This window comes from Staphylococcus sp. AC872 (assembly GCF_979255425.1).
This window is the reverse complement of sequence record NZ_CEEDKW010000001.1, coordinates 76,157-92,706: the sequence shown is the minus strand read 5'-3', so window position 1 is coordinate 92,706 and position 16,550 is coordinate 76,157. Positions and strand designations below refer to the sequence as shown.

Below are 16,550 nucleotides of genomic sequence, written 5' to 3'. Positions count from 1 at the left end.
TCCTCCTTAAACTATTGGATGATGGACAGTGATTAATTTAGTTCCATCTGGGAATGTTGCTTCGATTTCGATTTCAGTAATCATACTTGCAACACCATCCATTACATCTTCTTCATTTAAAATTGTTTTACCAAAGCTCATTAATTCAGCTACTGTTTTTCCATCTCTTGCGCCTTCTAATAATTCGTCACTAATTAAAGCAAGTGCTTCTGGATGGTTTAGTTTAAGGCCTCGTGCTTTTCTGCGACGAGCAACTTCTGCAGCCACAACAATCATTAATTTATCTTGCTCTCGTTGTGTAAAATGCAAAATAATCCCTTCTTTCAAATATTTATAATTGCAAAATAAACTTGCAAATTTTATATTAGGACGATTTTTAATAATTAACAAGTATAATGAGTCGATAAGTTTCAAATTTTAAATAAAAGGCACAAAATATTTGATTTTTAGAATGCAATTATAAAAATCATTTAATTTTATTAATACGTATATTATATAAAAAGAGTAAATAACATATTTATACACATTTTTTAAAAAGTGATGTATCATGATAATTATGAAATTAGGGGGCATATGTCATGAAAGCAGTAAGTATTATCTTAAAGAATATATCCCAAGTGTTATTAATTAATAATCATTACACAGGATTATTAGTGTTAATTGCTTTATTTATTGGTAATTGGAAAGTGGGATTAAGTGCACTCGTTGGAAGTATAATCGCATATGTATTAGCACCACATGTTAATTATTCTAATGAAGAGATCAATGATGGTTTAGCTGGTTTTAGTCCAGTATTAACTGCAATTGCATTAACTTTGTTTTTAAATGAAAATTGGGCAGGTATTTTGATAACGATTGTGGCTACTGTGCTAACTTTACCAGTTGGTTCAGCTATTAGAGAATGGTTAAAGCCATATGGTATAGCAATGTTAACTGCACCATTTGTTATTGTAACTTGGTTTGCAGTTTCAATTTCAGAACAAGTGAGAGCTGTTAAAACACCGTTGAATATCATTCCGGGAACTGTAGAATCCATTGTGAAGAACCATAGTTCTGAACATGTAAATATCATTAAAACCACTTTAGAAGGCTTTAGTGAAGTCTTTATTATTCCTAGCGTATGGGCAGGCTTGCTTATATTAATTGGTATTTTAATTGGCTCTAGAAAAGCAACGGTATATGCCGTTTTAGGTAATATACTCGGTTTTGTAATTGTAGCAATGTTAGGTGGTAACGTGAATGACATTAATCAAGGGTTATTTGGTTATAATTTAATTTTAACAGCAATTGCATTGGGTACCACATTCAAGACGAGTATCAATACATATTTTTCAACATTCCTAGGGTTATTATTAACTGTATTATTACATTTGGGTTTGAATACGATGCTTGAACCTATTGGATTACCATCATTAACAATGCCATTTATTCTAGCGACATGGATTATGTTATTTGCTGGTCGTCCTCATAGAAATCTCGAGAACAAGAATTAGTTAAAAAACTCTGGTTCACGCTTATTTAAAAGTGTTGTGTTCCAGAGTTTTAGTTTATGACACTAAATAATGGGTTGTATGATGTTCTAACTTATGGAAGATGAGCTCAATAATAATCGCTAAAGCCCAATAAAATAGTGCAGCGACCGTATAAACTGGTACAAATTGATAGCCTTCATTAGCAATTTCAGTACTAATTGCCATTATTTCAGTTACTTGGACAGCAAAAGCGAGCGATGTCCCTTTTAATAGCATAATAAATTGATTTTCAATATTAGGTAGTGCATATCCAAATGCTTGTGGAAATACTATACGTCGATAAACATTCCAATTGGATAAGCCTACTGTTTGTGCAGCTTCGATTTGTTTTGTATCTACTGAAAGTAAACCACCTTTAATTGATTCGGATAAGTATGCAGTTGCATGTAATGAAAAAGTGATAGCTGCAATCATTAAAGGAGGGACCATATCTGGATTCATTTTTGTATTGAATATGGTGTTAAACCAAAGAATGAATGCTGGGACTCCATAATAAAACACAAATAATTGAACTATTAAGGGTGTACTTCTAAAAAATGAATTATAGATGACTACAAATTGAGATAGTCCAGGAATTCGATGTAAACGAATCAGAGCAAATATGGATCCAATCAGTATCCCTACACACATGGCTATTAAAGTTACTGCTAAAGTGTGAGGTACACCTTTTAAAACTTCAATAATAGTATGGAAAATAAAAGTCACTGGTATATCCCCCTTAAACTTGATAAGGCTTTTCTGAAATTTTACTAATAATTGTAAATGTTCCCTGAATGATTAATGCTAGTAACCAATAGATTATAGAAATCACAACATAGACTTCTAACATACCTAACCCATAATTATTTCCAATAATTAGTTGAACTTGTCCCATCATATCTATAATGCCAATAGTGAAAGCTAATGATGTATCTTTAATTAGTTCAATGATTTGGGTTGTTAAATTGGGAATACTGTTTCTTAATGCTTGCGGTATAATGATGTCTTTCAAGATTCTTGGATAACTTAATCCTACTGAAAGACCAGCTTCAATTTGACGATAATCCACTGATAAATAACCTGCTCGAAATACTTCAGATAAATAGGCTGCGCTGTGTAGACTGAATGCTAAAATAATGAAAAATAATCGATCAAAATGATTGATATTGATATGAAATATTAACAGAAATTGAGGTAATGCAAAATAAACTAAAAATAATTGAAGGAGAAGTGGTGTGCTTCTCATAAATGATTGGTAGATTCTCACACATGTTGATAGATAGGGCACTTGTTTTATACGTATTATAGTAAGGATTAAACCTAGTATAGTTGCTAAAATGAGTGCACATATAATCATGATTAACGTAATTGGCAATTGTTGGACGACTTGATTAAATAAATCTAGCCATTGTGTAGCAGACATTTAACTAATGCACCTCCAATTGATTCTTATGTCGATTAATCTTGTTTAAATCTTCGAATACATTGATGTCAAAGTATTTCTGAGATAATTGTTGAAGTTTGCCTTCTTTTTTTAATTCACGTGTCGCTTGATCGATATCATCATGTAATTGTTGGTTATCTTTATTGTAAACAATATGAAGCGGTTCTTTTTTAACGATGCCACCAATCTTAACGTCTTCGTGAACTTTGTCTTGAACAGCTTTATATGTATTCCAATTTAGAAACATAGCGTCACGACGGCCATTACCAACCATCTTCAAGTTGTCACCGTTAGAAGGTGATTGAATCGTATCTATATCTATCTTTTTATCATGAGTCTGATTATATTGTTTTAAAATTGAAAATAAACCACCACTTGGAGCCATAGGTGTTAACCTTTTTTGAGTTAAGTCACTGAGTTGATGTATATCATTATTCTTCTTATTAACTGCGAGCATAGGTAGTGCGTAACTATACGGCACATCTTGGTATAAAAACTGCTTCTCTCTTTCAGGCGTTTTAAAGAACCAATTAATGCCCATATCAAACTTATTAGAACCAATACCTACTAAATTAGATTCTTCTTCGCCAACCTCATATTTAAAATCATACTGCGGTAATTTCTTCTCTAATAGTTTCATATATTCCATATCTAACCCTATAAAATGATTGTTTTTATCAGTATACAGATAGGGTGGGTTAACTTCAGCTGAAAGTGCGACTTTAATTTCTTTTGGATGTGATTTCGTTGCATGTTGCTCATTATCATTAGAGCATGAATAAAGAAGAGAGACACTTAATACGAGAACGGTTAACATGAGATACATTTTTATACGTTTCACGTTGCATCCTCCTCTGTTTTAATTCTTTGGATAAAACGTTGGATGCGTTCATTACTAGGCTGATGTAAAACATCGTTAGGTGTGCCTTGTTTAATCAATTCCCCATTATCAATAAACAAAATTTGATCGGCAATCGCTTTGGCAAAACTAATTTCATGCGTCACTATAACCATCGTCATACCTTGTTGTGCGATATTTTTGATTAAGTTTAAAATACTTTGAATCGACTCAGGATCTAATGCTGAAGTAGGTTCATCTAATAGTAAGACTTTGGGATTAAGTGCAAGTGCGCGTACGATGCCTACACGTTGGCTTTGACCTCCGGAAAGTTGAATTGGATATTTATCCTTATGTGCTATCAAATTCACCATACGCAAATGTTCTTCAGCGATATGTATAGCTTCTTTTTTATTCTTACCTTGGCCATATATGAGACCTTCAGTTATATTTTCGAGTACTGTTTTATTTTTAAACAGTTGATAATTTTGAAAGACCATTGCTGATTGTTGTCTCAGGTGTGAAATATCTTTTTTATTGTGCTGCTCTGCATTGAACTGATAGTCATCAATAGTGATGTGACCTTTTGACGGAATAGCAAGTGCATTCAATGTACGAAGTAAAGTGGTCTTCCCAGAACCACTAGGGCCTATAATAGCTGTCACTGATCCCCTTTGTTGTGAAAAACTAATATCTTTAAGCACTTGATTTGAATGGTAAAAATGAGATAAATGTTCTACTTTGATCAAGTTGCTAACCTCCCTTTATCATTAAAATTAACTTATCATATTAATTCTTATCGGTAAAGTAGGGATTCTGTGATTTCAGTACTTTTAATTAATAATGTCGAGTGTTAAACTAAGAATAATTAAGCTAAAAGATATACGTTAATGAGGTGAAGAAATGGGACAATCATTATTAGTCCAAACTGAGTTGCAACGAAAATGGATAGACAAATTTAAGGCTGTAGAAGAGCAATTTAAATCATATGCAGAAAACAATGATATCGAATCACGTTTTCCATATGAAAATGTACAATGGCTCATTGATGAAGGATATACATTATTAACCTTACCTAAAGCATATGGCGGTGAGGGTGGAACAATTGAAGATATGGTTATTCTACAAACACATTTAGCTCGTATCGATGGTGCAACAGCCCTTTCTATTGGTTGGCATTTAAGTGTAGTGGGACAACTTTATGAACAACAACTGTGGGAACAAGATTTGTTAGATGAATTTGCTGAAGAAGTGAAGAAGGGTGCACTCGTTAATCGTGCAGTGAGTGAAGCAGAAACTGGTAGCCCAACACGTGGTGGTCGTCCTGCCACAAACGCAGTCAAAGTTGATGACGGATATGTCTTAAATGGTGTTAAAACATTTACGTCAATGAGTAAGGCATTAACGCACTTTGTGGTAGGTGCTTATGTAGAAGAACTAGGACAAGTAGGTTTCTTTTTAGTTCCTAGAGACTTTGAAGGTTTAGAAATAGCTGATAATTGGAACATGATAGGTATGCGAGCAACTGAAAGTCATGATTTAGTTTTAAATGATGTGAAGATACCTGAACAATATTTTGTAGAACATCAACGTAAGCCATCATTGAATGGATGGATATTGCATATTCCAAGTGTATATTTAGGTATTGCTCAAGCTGCAAGAGACTATGCAGTAGATTTTGCAAAAACATATAGTCCTAATAGCATAGATGGCACAATTGCTGAAATTCCGACAGTACAACAAAATCTAGGTAAAATGGAATCACTTTTATTATCTGCAAGACATTTTCTATGGAGTACTGCTCATGGATATCAATTATATGAGAAAGATACGGATATTTGGAATGAGACATCTGCAAGTAAAGTCTTAGTATTAAATCAAGGCTTGGAAGTGGTAGATTTAGCAATGAGAATTGTTGGTGCTAAGAGTCTAGAGATGGAAAGACCACTACAAAGATATTATCGTGACATGCGAGCAGGACTTCATAATCCTCCAATGGAAGATATGGCATATACTAATATTGCTAAAAGTATTACTGGTTTAATGTAAGTTAGATTAAAATTCGTAGCAAAATATCAAATTTATTATTATAAAAACTTATTGTAAAACTACATGCAATCTTGTATAATTTTAATGAAATTGATAATCGTTTTCAATAGGAGGAAAATATGAAAAAATTATTATTACCTTTAATAGCATTAGTGTTGTTATTAGCTGCATGTGGTAACAATTCAGGGAATGGCTCTAAAGAGTCTGATAAAAAGGCAGAAACAAAATCTTACAAAACGGATGATGGGAAAAAAATTGATATTCCTAAAAATCCAAAACGTATTGCTGTTGTTGCACCATCATATGCTGGTGGCGTAAAAAAATTAGGTGGTAACGTTGTAGCAGTAAGTAACCAAGTTGATCAAAGTGATGTTTTAAAAGATAAATTTAAAGGTGTTACTAAAGTTGGTGACGACGATGTTGAGAAAGTTGCTAAAGAAAAACCAGATTTAATTATTGTATTAGATCAAAATAAGAGTATCAAAAAATACAAGAAAATTGCAGCAACTGTGCCATTTAACTATGCAAAACATAATTATTTAGAACAACAAGAAGAACTAGGTAAACTACTAGGTAAAGAAGATGCAGTTAAAAAATGGGAAAAAGAATGGAAAGATCAAACTGCTAAAGATGGTAAAGAAATCAAAGATAAAATTGGTGAAGACAAAACTGTAACTATCTTTGATGAATTTGATAAGAAATTATATACTTATGGCGACCATTGGGGCCGTGGTGGAGAAATTCTATATCAAGCATTTGGTTTGAAAATGCCTAAAGCAGTTGATGATTTAACTAAAAAAGCAGGATTTGCTGAAGTGAAACAAGAAAAAGTTGATAAATATGCTGGCGATTACATTGTTTCAACAAGTGAAGGCAAAGCAACACCAGCTTATGAAAAAACTAATATGTGGAAAAACTTACCAGCAGTTAAAGACGGTAAAGTGATTAAAGTGAAAGCAGAAACATACTGGTATAATGATCCGTATAGCTTAGACTTTATGCGTAAAGATTTAAAGAAAAAATTAATGGATACTAAATAAACGATATCAATAATGAAGAAGTTGAGCCATGGTCAGTCAATGGTTCAACTTCTTTTTGTTCTTTTATGTCATCTTTGTAATTATTCGATATAATGAAATAGCTAATAATTATTAAAATATTTTAAATACAATTAAAGGAGTATTATTTATGAAAAAAGTTTATTTTAATCATGATGGTGGCGTCGATGATTTAGTATCATTATTTTTACTTTTACATATGGAAAATGTAGAACTAGTTGGGGTTAGTACAATAGGAGCAGATTGCTACTTAGAACCATCTTTAAGCGCATCTATCAAAATAATTAATCGATTTTCGAAGCAAAAACTTAATGTTGCACCTTCTTATGAAAGAGGGAAAAACCCATTTCCAAAAGATTGGAGAATGCATGCTTTTTTCATGGATGCATTACCGATTCTAAATGAAAAAGTGGCCAGTGCTGAGTCAAAAGAAAATACACTTGAAGCATACGAAGATATTATAGATAAACTTAAAAAAGCAGACGATAAGCTAATTCTATTATTTACAGGACCACTAACAGATTTAGCCAAAGCTTTAAAAACCGATCCCACAATCGAAAATAAAATTGAAAAACTTGTGTGGATGGGTGGTACATTTTTAGAAAAAGGAAACGTTGAAGAACCTGAACATGATGGTACCGCAGAATGGAATGCTTTCTGGGATCCAGAAGCAGTTAAAATAGTATTTGATAGTAAAATTAAAATAGATATGGTTGCACTAGAAAGTACAAACCAAGTCCCATTAACTTTAGATGTAAGACAACGATGGGCTGATGAACGTCATTTTACGGGTATTGACTTCTTAGGAGTGAGTTATGCAGCGGTGCCTCCATTAACTCATTTTGTTACTAATTCAACTTATTTCTTATGGGATGTACTGACAACAGCTTATGTTGGAAATCCAAAATTAACTAAATCAGTAAAACTAAATGTAGATGTGATTGCTCATGGTCCGAGTCAAGGCAGAACTGTTCAACGTGATAATGGTAGAGAGATTAATATGATCAATTACGTAGAACGTAATAAGTTCTTTAACTATATAGGAGACTTAGCTAAACGAGCGAACTAATGTAAACTATATATTCACTTAGGTTTACATTAATGGTATAATCATCTTCATGTAAGGAGGATGAACATATTGAGTACAAAAGATTTAGTTTACACAGCCTTGATGGCAGCAATTATATGTATATTAGGGTTAGTACCTGGTGTCCCGTTACCAATCATGCCAGTTCCAATTGTATTACAAAATATTGGTATATTCTTAGCAGGTATCATTTTAGGTAGAAAATTAGGTACATTAAGCGTAGTTATCTTTTTATTACTAGCTGCAGTAGGATTACCAGTTTTATCTGGCGGACGTGGCGGTATAGGCGCATTTGCAGGTCCATCTGCAGGATTTTTATTCTTATATCCATTTGTTGCTTTCTTTATCGGATGGGTTAGAGATAAATATTTACATAAAATCAATTTTATTATTTTATTAATTGTAACTTTAGTGGTAGGTGTCCTTGGTTTAGATATTTTAGGAACAATCATTATGGGGTTCATTACAAATATCCCAGTAAAAGAATCTATTAAATTATCGTTAGCATTTATGCCAGGTGACATTATTAAAGCGATCATAGCAAGTTTAGTAGGCGCAACGATTTTGAATCATTCTCGATTCAAACAGTTGATTAAATAAAATGACTATAAGACAATGTTTCATATAAGAATGATAAACGATTCTAATTATCGGCAGGGATGGGATAAGGATGAAACATTTGACGATATCAGACATTTATTTAGAAGGAAATATGCTATCTGAAGATGCACGCAAAACCATTTATTTAACACCGACTGATGCATTGCAATATTCTAATAATACATGGTTATATCATCAGTGTCCGACACAAGTTCAATGGCTAACAGATATTGAAACACAAAAAGAAATGCATGTTACACAAGGATCTGACCATTTATCCTTTTATTTCCCAGAAAATGAATATCTTAATGAAGCATGGTTTGATTTATTTAAAGAATTAGGATTTAAACTGGGAGTCTTAGAATTTTATTTAATAGAAGGACAAGATTTAGCACAATTAAACAAAAGAGACGATGTCACATTAATCAAAGTTAATAGGGAAAATTTGCAAGACTATCTTGATATTTATTATCAATTTTCATTACCCTTTGGTAAAAAATATGCGAAACAAAGCGTTAAGAATGTTAAACAAAATTTTAATATCAATAAAGCAACACCAATGGTTAGTTATTTAAACGGTCAACCTGTTGGTATTGTAGATATCATTGAAAATAAAAACTCGGTTGAAATAGATGGATTTGGTGTCTTAGAGGACTACCAAAGAAATGGTATTGGGCAAACGATGCAAGCATTTGTGGGTGAATTAGCCGGTGAAAGACCAGTGATGTTAGTTGCCGATGGTGAAGATACAGTTAAAGACATGTATTTGAAGCAAGGGTATGTATATCGCAGTTTTAGATATCAAGTTTTAAAAGAAAAAATATAACAATAGCTGCTAAAGATTCGACTTATTCGTTAGAATCTTTAGCAGCTTTAATACGTTCAGGGTGACTATATACATTGAAATTACCATCTCTAATAAAACCTACAGCTGTGATATTTAAATCATGTGCAAGTTGAATCGCAAGTGTAGTAGGAGCTGACTTAGATAATATAACACCTACGCCAATTTTAGCAGCCTTGATTAAAATTTCTGAAGAAATACGACCACTGAATATTAAAACTTTATTCCTAACAGGTATATGGTTTTGAATACAAAAGCCATATAGCTTATCTAGGGCATTATGACGTCCAATGTCTTGTCGATGTTCGAAAAATGTATCACCATCACTAATTGCTGCATTATGCAAACCACCCGTTTGTTTGAATATCGTACTCGCACTTTGTAAACGAGTCATCATATTCAATACTTGTTGAGGTGTGATTGTTATTTTCGATAGTGATGTCTTAGCAGTAGCGGCATCATTTTGGAAATAAAATTCACGACTTTTACCACAACATGAGGCAATCATGCGTTTAGTGGAATATTCGAAGCGATCATTTAATGACTTTGTTAATTCGACATGAGCAAAGCCTTTACTATCATCAATTTGAATGGATTTTAATTCATCTTTTTTTAATAAGGCACCTTCAGAAGCTAAAAAACCCAATACTAATTCTTCCATATTAGTGGGACTACAAATAACAGTGGCAAATTCTTCGCCATTTACCATTATTGTTAGCGGGAATTCAGTCACATATGTGTCAACACTTTCCTTAAGTTGTCCATTTTCATATCGTACAATATTTTGATTAGATGATATATCTCTATTCATATCTTTACTCCCTTTATCTCTATAATTAATATATTAAAGGGTTAATGATATATTTTAAATCATTATGTACTATATAATTAAGAAAAAGGTTGAAATTAAAAATTGCTATCAAATGTTTACACGAAAATGTCATAATAAATGATATACATCTTGAAGTATAATAGAGAATAAGGAGGTTTTATAATGAAAATTAAAAGTATTTTTGTAGTAATGTTAATGAGTTTACTAGTGTTAGGAGGATGTTCGAATTCATCTTCTGACAATGGTAAAAAAAGTGACAAGGCTGATAATGGTAAGAAACAAGAATTACAAATTTCAGCAGCAGCAAGTTTAACAGATGTTAGTAAAGAATTGAAAAAAGAATTTGAAAAAGAACATAAAGAGGCTAAAGTTGACTTTAACTATGGAGGTTCAGGTGCTTTAAGACAACAAGTTGAATCAGGTGCACCAGTTGACGTTATCATGTCAGCTAATACAAAAGATGTTGATATCTTAAAAAATAAAAAGAAAGCGCATGATACATATAATTATGCTAAAAATAACTTAGTACTTATCGGTGAAAAGGACAAAGATTATCATTCTGTTAAAGATTTAAAAGGAAATGATAAATTGGCTTTAGGCCAAATTGAGACAGTTCCAGCAGGTAAGTATGGCAAACAATATTTAGAAGAGAATGATTTATGGAATACTGTTAAAGATAAAGTCATTTATGCAAAAGATGTTAAACAAGTATTAAATTATGTGCAAAAGGGTAACGCACAACAAGGATTTGTTTATAAAACAGATTTATATAAAAATAAGAAAAAAATCGACAATGTAAAAGAAATTAAACAAGTGAAGTTATCAAAACCAATCACTTATAAAGCTGGGGCTACTTCAGATAAAAAATTAGCTAAAAAATGGATGGAATTCTTAAAAACAGATAAAGCTAAACAAATTATCAAAGACTATCAGTTCTCAGCATAGGAGTTGTCTTTCATGCCTGACTTAACTTCATTCTGGATATCTATCCGCGTGGCAACAATGAGTACCATCATTGTCATGATTTTAGGTATTCTTGTATCTAAATGGCTATACCATCGTAAAAAGCGTTGGGTAAAAATAGTGGAGAGTTTCATCTTATTACCTATCGTCTTACCGCCAACAGTGATGGGGTTTATATTACTTATTATTTTTTCACCGCGGGGAATCATAGGTCTATTCTTCAATAATATATTACATCTGCCAGTAGTGTTTACACTTACAGGTGCAGTTATTGCCTCAGTAATAGTAAGTTTTCCGCTTATGTATCAACATACGATTCAAGGATTTAATAGTATAGATAAACGTATGTTAGATACAGCACGCACAATGGGTGCAAGTGAAAGTAAAATATTTTATCGTATTGTACTTCCATTATCGAAACGTTATATATTATCTGGCATAGTGATGAGTTTTGCGAGAGCAATTGGAGAATTTGGTGCGACATTAATGGTAGCTGGTTACATTCCAAATAAAACCAATACTTTACCATTAGAAATTTATTTCTTAGTAGTTGAAGGTAAAGAAAATCAAGCTTGGCTATGGGTTCTAGTGCTTGTAGCATTCTCAATAGTCGTCATTATGACGATCAATTTAATGAATTATGATAAGTTCAGGGAGCGTGATTAAATGTTGAAAATTGATATATCACATAAAATTAATCAACGTAATATCGAGATTCATATAAACGATGACGCCCCTAAAATTTATGCTATACAAGGTCCATCCGGCATAGGGAAGACGACTATATTAAATATGATTGCGGGTTTGAAGAAAGCAGATCAAGCTGAAATTGAAGTAAATCAACGGATACTTACTAGTTCATCTAGACGAATACAACTCAAAATTCAACAAAGACGAATTGGGTATTTATTTCAAGACTATCAGCTATTTCCACATCTTACTGTGCAACAAAATATTACATTTATGACGCAATCTTCGAAACATATCAATGATGTTATGAATACACTTAATATTTCACATTTAGTTGATCAATATCCTATCACATTATCCGGAGGAGAAGCGCAACGTGTAGCATTAGCTCGAGCATTAAGTATTAAACCCGACTTATTACTTTTAGACGAGCCATTTTCTAGTTTAGATGACCATACTAAGTATGAGAGTATGAACCTAGTTCATAAAATTTATAACTTATGGAAAATACCAATTATCTTTGTTACACATTCTAATGAAGAGGCACATACGCTTGCTCATGAATTAATAATGATTTCTTAAAAATAGCGTAAATAATTATGGCGAAACTATATTAAGATGATATTCATCATATAGTTTCGCTTGTTTTATGTAGACTTTTTGTCACTTTGTCCAACAAGTTTTATAATAGAAGCAATACTATTTAAGGGAGATTCAAAGATGGATCAAGAGAGATATTCAAGGCAAATCTTATTTAAACATATTAAAGAAGAAGGACAACATCTTATTGGTCAAAAACATGTCATGATTGTAGGGATGGGAGCATTGGGAACTCATGTAGCTGAAGGTTTGATTCGAGCGGGTATTCAACAATTGACAATTGTTGATCGTGATTATATTGAGCTTAGTAATATACAGAGACAAACCTTATTCACTGAACAAGACGCAAAAGATATGTTACCGAAAGTCATAGCAGCTAAGAATCATTTAGAAGCGATTCGTCATGATATTGATATTAATGCTTATGTATCACATGTTGATGCATACTTTTTAGACATCTACACAACTAACATTGATTTAATTATTGATGCAACTGATAACTTTGAAACGCGTCAACTCATTAATGATATTGCATATCAAAAGTGCATACCATGGATTTACGGGGGTGTTGTTCAAAGTACATATGCTCAAACAACTTTCATACCTGGTAAGACGCCTTGCTTCAATTGTCTAGTCCCACAATTGCCTTCAATTAATTTGACTTGCGATACAGTAGGGGTGATACAACCCGCTGTAACGATGACAACTAGTTTTCAACTTGCTGATGCTTTAAAAGTGCTAACCAATCAGTCTACAGATATTAAATTGAAATATGGTGACATTTGGGAAGGTTACCATCATGCCATTGGTTTTAAAAATATGCATAACGACACATGTCCTACTTGTGGAAAAACACCCAATTATCCGTTCTTAAAGCGCAACCAACGACAATATACAACGTTATGTGGAAGAGATACTGTACAATACAATAACTCGACAATTTCCCAGGAAATGTTAGAAGCATTTTTAAAGACACACCATATTCAATATAAACAGAATCCATATATGATTGTTTTTACATTCAATGGATATCGTATCGTTGCGTTTAATGGTGGAAGATTGCTTATTCACGGTATGAATAATCCTAATGAAGCAACAAAATTAATTAATCAATTATTTGGATAATGATTGTTAGGAGGACTTAAATGATGCACACAAATGTGAAATTAGATAGAAATATAGAAGTTGCAGTACTTACAGTTTCAGATACAAGAAATTACGAAACAGATAAGGGCGGTCAACTTATACAAACGCTATTAAAAGATGAAAATATAAATATCAAAAGGGAAAATTATCAAATTGTAAAAGATGATCAAGAGGCTATACACAGCCAATTACAAACTTGGTTACAACAAAAAAATATTGATGTCATTATCACAACTGGTGGTACAGGAATTGCACAAAGAGATGTAACCATTGAGGTTGTGCGACCTTTATTAGACAAAGAAATTGAGGGGTTTGGTGAACTATTCAGATACTTAAGTTATACAGAAGATGTAGGTACGAGGTCATTATTATCAAGAGCAGTAGCTGGAACACATGACGAAGCATTAATATTTGCATTACCTGGATCTACAGGCGCCATTAAGTTAGCTATTAACAAGCTCATTAAACCTGAACTTAATCATTTGATACATGAACTAACGAAATGAAGATAAGGAGGCAGGGACGTCAGATTCTTAGTATAAATCATATGTTGATCGTAGTTGATGTTTGATTATTTATGTCCTTCTGCCTCTTAACTATCGAATTAAAACTAATTGGATCGATGATAATCTCCTGATTTTCCACCGGATTTAGATGTTAAATAGGTTTGACCTATTATCATACCTTTATCTACTGCTTTAGTCATATCATATATGGTTAAAGCAGTTACAGAGGCAGCCGTTAAGGCTTCCATTTCTACACCAGTTTTACCTGTTGTGGATACTGTAGCTTGAATGTTCAGTTCGAAATGATTTGAATGTGTTGTATTCCAGTCAAATGAAACATCTATACCTGTTAATGGAAGCGGATGGCACATTGGAATAATCGTTGATGTATTTTTAGCAGCCATAATTCCAGCAATTTGTGCTGTATTTAATACATTACCTTTAGCGTTAGTATTTTGAACAATTTGTTTATAAATTGTTTCATTCACTATAATACTTGAGTGTGCAATAGCAGTTCGTTTAGTAACTTCCTTATTAGAAACATCGACCATTTTAGCGTTACCTTGTTGGTTAATGTGTGTGAATTCTGACATGTTAATCCTCCTTTTCGACACAAGTATATCATGAAAAATTATTTATGGAGATGATCAAATGCCATTTGAAAAAAGAAGTCCAATTCCTGTTAAAGAAGCTATTCAACGAATTGTAAATCAAAATATTCGTTCAAATAAAATAACTGTGTCATTAGAAGAAAGTATTGGTTATGTATTGGCGAATGACATTGTAGCTACTTATGATATTCCAAGATTTGATAAGTCACCTTACGATGGTTTTGCAATTAGAAGTAAAGATACTGTAGGTGCTCGTGGTGACCATCGAATCAAATTTAAAGTGATAGATCATATTGGGGCTGGTTCAGTGTCACATAAAGAAGTTGGGCAATACGAAGCGGTACGTATTATGACAGGTGCCCAATTACCAAAAGGCGCAGATGCAGTGGTGATGTTTGAGCAAACAGTTGAGGAAGAAGATACATTTTCTATTAGAAAATCTTTCGAACACCACGAGAATGTGTCATTAAAAGGTGAAGAAACACAAACTGGAGACATTGTATTAACAGTTGGTCAACGTATTAATCCAGGTGCTATTGCAGTTTTGGCAACCTATGGTTATACAGAAGTTGAAGTTTATGAAAAACCTAGTATCGCAGTTATAGCTACTGGCAGTGAACTGTTAGATGTAAGTGATGAACTTCAACCAGGTAAAATTAGAAATTCAAATGGACCAATGATTAAAGCACTAGCTGAACAACTTGGCATCCACGTAGGATCCTATCAGATACAACAAGACGATTTACAAAGTAGTATTGAAGTTGTTAAACATGCAATGGAGCAACATGACATGGTCATTACGACAGGTGGTGTATCTGTTGGAGATTTTGATTATTTACCTGAAATTTATCGAGCTTTAGATGCCAATGTATTATTTAATAAAGTCGCTATGCGTCCAGGTAGTGTAACAACCGTAGCCGTAGCTAATCAAAAATATTTGTTTGGTTTATCTGGTAATCCGTCTGCATGTTTTACTGGCTTTGAATTATTTGTGAAACCAGCGATGAATCATATGATGAATGCCAAAGCGGTGTATCCTCAAATTGTAAAAGCAACGCTTATGGAAGATTTTACTAAAGCAAATCCATTTACAAGATTTATACGAGCTACTGCAACATTAACTCCTGCAGGTGCAACTGTTGTACCTTCCGGGTTTAATAAATCGGGTGCGGTCGTAGCTATTGCACATGCCAATGCCATGATTATGTTGCCAGGAGGTACGCGTGGATTTAAACAAGGACATACTGTTGATGTTATACTCACTGAGTCAGCGGCTTACGAAGAGGAATTAAATATATGATCTTACAAATTATTGGATATAAAAATGTTGGGAAAACAACATTGATGACACATGCAATATCATTTTTAAAAGAGCAAAATTTTAAAGTTGCAAGTATCAAACATCATGGTCATCAAGGTGAAGACATACAATTACAACATCAGCCTGTAGACCATATGAAACACTTTCAATCAGGTGCCGATCAAAGTATTGTATAAGGTCATGCCTATCGTCAAACAGTCACTAGAACGACTGAACAAAGCCTTTCTAATATTATTAAGGAATCTGTTACAATTGATTGTGATGTTGTACTAGTTGAAGGATTCAAACATGAAAATTATGACAAGATTATTGTTTACGATAATGAAAAACAATTACATGAGTTAAATCATTTAAACAATATATGTTATAGGATAAAATTAAATGAACCAAATGCATATCAAAAATTTGATGAATGGTTAATAAATAAAGTAACACATAAGGATTGAGCAA

The 16,550-nt window shown here is 32.8% G+C and carries 19 protein-coding genes and 1 pseudogene; 13 read left to right on the top strand and 7 right to left on the bottom strand.

What is annotated here, in order from left to right; genetic code table 11:
* Positions 1-6: 6 nt before the first annotated feature.
* Positions 7-309 carry an urease subunit gamma gene (locus ACZ267_RS00550; RefSeq protein ID WP_002465430.1) on the bottom strand — a complete coding sequence of 101 codons (303 nt, stop codon included), beginning with the start codon at positions 307-309 and terminating at the stop codon, positions 7-9.
* A 269-nt stretch (positions 310-578) separates the two neighbouring features.
* Between ACZ267_RS00550 and yut the strand changes: the two genes are divergently transcribed.
* Positions 579-1,493 (top strand): urea transporter, encoded by a 915-nt coding sequence (yut, locus tag ACZ267_RS00545; protein ID WP_002465416.1) that lies wholly within the window; start codon positions 579-581, stop codon positions 1,491-1,493.
* 54 nt (positions 1,494-1,547) lie between these two features.
* On the opposite strand, the gene ACZ267_RS00540 is transcribed toward yut, so the two are convergent.
* The 4 genes from ACZ267_RS00540 to ACZ267_RS00525 are packed head-to-tail and all read right to left on the bottom strand — an operon-like array spanning position 1,548 to position 4,542.
* Positions 1,548-2,237 carry an amino acid ABC transporter permease gene (locus ACZ267_RS00540; protein WP_002465438.1) on the bottom strand — a complete coding sequence of 230 codons (690 nt, stop codon included), beginning with the start codon at positions 2,235-2,237 and terminating at the stop codon, positions 1,548-1,550.
* 13 nt (positions 2,238-2,250) lie between these two features.
* Positions 2,251-2,934 (bottom strand): amino acid ABC transporter permease, encoded by a 684-nt coding sequence (locus ACZ267_RS00535; RefSeq protein WP_002465431.1) that lies wholly within the window; start codon positions 2,932-2,934, stop codon positions 2,251-2,253.
* A 4-nt stretch (positions 2,935-2,938) separates the two neighbouring features.
* On the bottom strand, positions 2,939-3,796 hold the full coding sequence (locus ACZ267_RS00530) for an amino acid ABC transporter substrate-binding protein (RefSeq protein ID WP_002465422.1): 858 nt from the start codon (positions 3,794-3,796) through the stop codon (positions 2,939-2,941).
* On the bottom strand, positions 3,793-4,542 hold the full coding sequence (locus ACZ267_RS00525; RefSeq protein ID WP_002465424.1) for an amino acid ABC transporter ATP-binding protein: 750 nt from the start codon (positions 4,540-4,542) through the stop codon (positions 3,793-3,795). The genes ACZ267_RS00530 and ACZ267_RS00525 overlap by 4 nt, the downstream gene beginning before the upstream one ends.
* A gap of 154 nt (positions 4,543-4,696) precedes the next feature.
* On the opposite strand from ACZ267_RS00525, the gene ACZ267_RS00520 reads away from it, so the two are divergent.
* The 5 genes from ACZ267_RS00520 to ACZ267_RS00500 all read left to right on the top strand — a co-directional run bounded on the left by ACZ267_RS00520 (position 4,697) and on the right by ACZ267_RS00500 (position 9,413).
* Positions 4,697-5,842: an acyl-CoA dehydrogenase family protein gene (locus ACZ267_RS00520; RefSeq protein ID WP_002465444.1), complete on the top strand. Its 1,146-nt coding sequence runs from the start codon at positions 4,697-4,699 to the stop codon at positions 5,840-5,842.
* Between the two features lie 119 nt (positions 5,843-5,961).
* A complete protein-coding gene (locus ACZ267_RS00515; RefSeq protein ID WP_015364782.1) occupies positions 5,962-6,882 on the top strand; it encodes an ABC transporter substrate-binding protein in 921 nt (306 codons plus the stop codon).
* Between the two features lie 148 nt (positions 6,883-7,030).
* Entirely contained in the window at positions 7,031-7,969 is a 939-nt protein-coding gene (locus ACZ267_RS00510) for a nucleoside hydrolase (protein WP_019236039.1), read from the top strand.
* Positions 7,970-8,038: 69 nt separating this feature from the next.
* Complete coding sequence (locus ACZ267_RS00505; RefSeq protein WP_002465426.1) at positions 8,039-8,587, top strand: biotin transporter BioY; 549 nt, start codon at positions 8,039-8,041, stop codon at positions 8,585-8,587.
* Positions 8,588-8,657: 70 nt separating this feature from the next.
* Positions 8,658-9,413, top strand: a complete 756-nt coding sequence (locus ACZ267_RS00500; protein ID WP_002465443.1) for a GNAT family N-acetyltransferase — start codon at positions 8,658-8,660, stop codon at positions 9,411-9,413.
* Positions 9,414-9,435: 22 nt separating this feature from the next.
* Here the strand turns inward: ACZ267_RS00500 and fdhD are convergent, their stop codons facing one another.
* Positions 9,436-10,242 carry a formate dehydrogenase accessory sulfurtransferase FdhD gene (fdhD, locus tag ACZ267_RS00495; RefSeq protein ID WP_002465427.1) on the bottom strand — a complete coding sequence of 269 codons (807 nt, stop codon included), beginning with the start codon at positions 10,240-10,242 and terminating at the stop codon, positions 9,436-9,438.
* Between the two features lie 183 nt (positions 10,243-10,425).
* On the opposite strand from fdhD, the gene modA reads away from it, so the two are divergent.
* From modA to ACZ267_RS00470, 5 genes are all read left to right on the top strand, one after another.
* Entirely contained in the window at positions 10,426-11,208 is a 783-nt protein-coding gene (gene modA, locus ACZ267_RS00490; protein WP_015364784.1) for a molybdate ABC transporter substrate-binding protein, read from the top strand.
* 12 nt (positions 11,209-11,220) lie between these two features.
* Complete coding sequence (modB, locus tag ACZ267_RS00485) at positions 11,221-11,892, top strand: molybdate ABC transporter permease subunit (RefSeq protein ID WP_002465433.1); 672 nt, start codon at positions 11,221-11,223, stop codon at positions 11,890-11,892.
* On the top strand, positions 11,893-12,498 hold the full coding sequence (locus ACZ267_RS00480) for an ATP-binding cassette domain-containing protein (protein ID WP_002465436.1): 606 nt from the start codon (positions 11,893-11,895) through the stop codon (positions 12,496-12,498).
* Between the two features lie 138 nt (positions 12,499-12,636).
* Positions 12,637-13,641: a ThiF family adenylyltransferase gene (locus ACZ267_RS00475; protein WP_002465417.1), complete on the top strand. Its 1,005-nt coding sequence runs from the start codon at positions 12,637-12,639 to the stop codon at positions 13,639-13,641.
* Positions 13,642-13,664: 23 nt separating this feature from the next.
* Complete coding sequence (locus ACZ267_RS00470; RefSeq protein ID WP_002465432.1) at positions 13,665-14,168, top strand: MogA/MoaB family molybdenum cofactor biosynthesis protein; 504 nt, start codon at positions 13,665-13,667, stop codon at positions 14,166-14,168.
* A gap of 104 nt (positions 14,169-14,272) precedes the next feature.
* Here ACZ267_RS00470 and moaC read toward each other — a convergent pair whose 3' ends face one another.
* Complete coding sequence (moaC, locus tag ACZ267_RS00465) at positions 14,273-14,761, bottom strand: cyclic pyranopterin monophosphate synthase MoaC (protein ID WP_002465428.1); 489 nt, start codon at positions 14,759-14,761, stop codon at positions 14,273-14,275.
* A gap of 58 nt (positions 14,762-14,819) precedes the next feature.
* On the opposite strand from moaC, the gene ACZ267_RS00460 reads away from it, so the two are divergent.
* A complete protein-coding gene (locus ACZ267_RS00460) occupies positions 14,820-16,079 on the top strand; it encodes a molybdopterin molybdotransferase MoeA (protein ID WP_002465447.1) in 1,260 nt (419 codons plus the stop codon).
* Positions 16,076-16,546: pseudogene (gene mobB / locus ACZ267_RS00455) on the top strand (molybdopterin-guanine dinucleotide biosynthesis protein B). The gene ACZ267_RS00460 and the pseudogene mobB overlap by 4 nt, the downstream one beginning before the upstream one ends.
* The last annotated feature ends 4 nt before the right edge of the window (positions 16,547-16,550 follow it).